The following is an 832-nucleotide window of genomic DNA, read 5'->3' as shown; positions in this document are numbered from 1 at the left end:
ACTTTTTGTTCCATAATAATGCCCCCCTTAACTGAAATTTGCTTTTAGTAAAAGATTTATTTATACTATAGATGTAATACGATCGTAAACGAAAAACTAGAAGGTGAATAAAATGAGTAACGCAACCATAAAAGATAAAACAATTTCCACGCGGGTCACCAATGAGATCAGTGAACGTGCGAAAGCTAATCTGGCCAAACAAGGGTTGACCGTCTCGGAATATGTCCGTTTGTCGTTGGTTAAAGCGGCCAATAACGAAGTTCGTTTGCTTAATTTTTTAGATTCTCCAGAAGCACTAGCTGCAAAAGCAGAAGCCGAAAAAAGCGAAGCTACTGAAATTGGTTCAGTCACTGACTTTAACGATTGGATTGACCAGTTAAATGAAGATTAAAGCTACAAAGCTTTTTGAGCGTGAGCTAAAAAAGCTCAATAAAAAGCACTTTCCGATTGAAGTTCTAAAACCATGTGTTGCAGCGATCGTGGCGCAAGATCAAGCCACATTAAAACGGATCAAAGATCATGCGCTACAAGGAAAATGGCACGGATATCGCGAATTTCATCCAGCTCGTTATATGGTAATTACGGAAAAAATTATGGGCTGGATCGTAGTTTATCGCATTGATCACACAGAGCTGATCTTGCTGTTGGTCACAACCGGACCGCATGAAATTTTAGCGCAATAAGCTTTAAAATAGCCTCTGATTTTGTTAAAAAATCAGGGGCTATTTTTATATTTTAGTGGTAGTTTTTGCCCCTTAAAATTTAGCTTACCATTAAAGGGTTGTTTTAACAACTTTTCCGAGGGTCTATTACTAAATTATAGACCCTGAAA

Annotated in this window: 2 protein-coding genes; both read left to right on the top strand. The window is 37.7% G+C overall.

Annotation, left to right across the window (positions count from 1 at the left end; all coding sequences use genetic code 11):
- Positions 1–112: 112 nt before the first annotated feature.
- The gene (locus tag FC65_RS10905) at positions 113–391 is read left to right on the top strand and encodes a type II toxin-antitoxin system RelB/DinJ family antitoxin (RefSeq protein WP_056972772.1); all 279 of its coding nucleotides are present in this window, start codon (positions 113–115) and stop codon (positions 389–391) included.
- On the top strand, positions 381–683 hold the full coding sequence (locus FC65_RS10900) for a type II toxin-antitoxin system YafQ family toxin (protein WP_056972770.1): 303 nt from the start codon (positions 381–383) through the stop codon (positions 681–683). The genes FC65_RS10905 and FC65_RS10900 overlap by 11 nt, the downstream gene beginning before the upstream one ends.
- The last annotated feature ends 149 nt before the right edge of the window (positions 684–832 follow it).

This window comes from Ligilactobacillus acidipiscis DSM 15836, assembly GCF_001435755.1.
Lineage (GTDB): Bacteria > Bacillota > Bacilli > Lactobacillales > Lactobacillaceae > Ligilactobacillus > Ligilactobacillus acidipiscis.
The sequence above is the reverse complement of the archived record's forward strand: the minus strand, read 5'-3'. Positions and strand labels throughout refer to the sequence as shown.

Bases quoted from the DNA above. Each gene is read 5' to 3' on its own strand.
- FC65_RS10905 (WP_056972772.1), top strand. From the start codon at position 113: ATGAGTAACGCAACCATAAAAGATAAAACAATTTCCACGCGGGTCACC.
- FC65_RS10900 (WP_056972770.1), top strand. From the start codon at position 381: ATGAAGATTAAAGCTACAAAGCTTTTTGAGCGTGAGCTAAAAAAGCTC.